This window comes from Pseudomonas avellanae BPIC 631 (assembly GCF_000444135.1).
GTDB classification, from domain to species: domain Bacteria; phylum Pseudomonadota; class Gammaproteobacteria; order Pseudomonadales; family Pseudomonadaceae; genus Aquipseudomonas; species Aquipseudomonas avellanae.
Window position 1 is genome coordinate 1 of record NZ_ATDK01000466.1, and the last position, 1,390, is coordinate 1,390.

Below are 1,390 nucleotides of genomic sequence, written 5' to 3' on the forward strand. Positions count from 1 at the left end.
ACGCGCCATGGCTACCGCATCAAGGATCTGGTCGAGCAGTTCGACGCCAGACCCACCGAGATCAAAGCGCTATTCAGTAACGCACTCGATCCGGCTCGCACCACAGAACTGCGCGACAGGATGCTGGCGGCGGGACTGCCGATTTGAAATCGTTTACTTTAATTCGCAGCTAATATGGATCGGAAGTGACGGAATGCGGTTTAATTCGCAATTAATGTGAGTCCGTGAGCACTTCGATTTTAAATATCCGATTGAAGTGATGACCAAGTAAATTAGTGTTCAATATGCTACGTAAACTTTAATTCAGTTACTGTGCTGCATTCTGCCCCTGCAACCGTCGTCTAAAAATAAAGGTTCGCAGTTAGGGCTCAGACCGTAGCCAGTAAAATATATTTTATTTAATAGACTGCTTTATGTGGAACCGGTCGAGGGGTTCTGACCACATAAAAAAAAATTAAGATGGAGAATGTACTAGAGCAGATTATGCCATAACAAGTCTATAAATCTCTAGCCGTCTAATTTGATCTTTTGCAAGACATTCAATAAATAGCTTTTAAATTAATACTTACACAGGCAGTAATGATGATGAGAATACAAGGTGGTACGTCTTTTAGCATTCAACAGAACACAACGTTTGAGCATAACCCAGCTCAAGAGCAAGGGAGGGCTTCTTTCGGCGAGGAAAGGGTTTCAATCAGCTCGCCTGTCGGCTCCCAAGCATCAGTGTCAACGGAACCCGCTGAAAACGCACGAGTTATGAGCGTCGTGCTGAGCCCACAAAGGCCAAATGTAAAGAAAACAGATCTTATTCCAGGCGATATTTTGCTTCTGATCGATGAGCCACATGATACCGAGAAACTGCATAAAATTATTATTGCTGGCCAAAAACTTGAAGGTCTGTCTATGCGGAGGAATAATATAGGTAAAGCCAGTGCGGTTCACGCAATATTGTGGACTCGAAATCCCCAAAATCCAGTTTCAACCGAGCGTGGTGGGAAGGGGGAGAGTGAAGTTGTTGAAATGCGCGGCGGCGGTATAATGGACACCGCCTTGCGCAAGGGCCTTTATCAGGTTTACCTGTTGGCGCTGATTGAAAACTGACCCACCCTGCCGATTGAAAATTGACCCAGGATGGATTGCTGATTTTTGCCCCAGCAATTGTGAATAAGCTTAGCAGCAGTGTGCCGATTGAAGACGCATCAAGCCCCACCGCATGCAGCAGGGTATTTATGGTGCGGATCAAAATGGCTCATCGTCCTCGATATCATCTCCGTCCTTGCGCTTTCGTTCCCGTGACTTGATCTTTGTCTGGGCGGCCAAGGTGCTGTGTTGTAGGCGGTAGGACTCGTTGCCCGTTTCGACGATGTGGCAGTGGTGTGTCAGCCGATCC

The 1,390-nt window shown here is 46.8% G+C and carries 3 protein-coding genes; 2 read left to right on the forward strand and 1 reads right to left on the reverse strand.

Annotated features, from left to right (window positions below; translation table 11 throughout):
- Positions 1 to 147 (forward strand): hypothetical protein (locus DW49_RS1000000134100; protein WP_024421469.1); only part of this gene is annotated, 147 nt, incomplete at its 5' end.
- Between the two features lie 609 nt (positions 148 to 756).
- Complete coding sequence (locus tag DW49_RS0124035) at positions 757 to 1,101, forward strand: hypothetical protein (RefSeq protein ID WP_375233973.1); 345 nt, start codon at positions 757 to 759, stop codon at positions 1,099 to 1,101.
- Positions 1,102 to 1,239: 138 nt separating this feature from the next.
- Here DW49_RS0124035 and DW49_RS1000000131055 read toward each other — a convergent pair.
- The coding region (locus DW49_RS1000000131055) for an ATP-binding protein (protein ID WP_241478698.1) at positions 1,240 to 1,390 on the reverse strand (151 nt) is incomplete at its 5' end.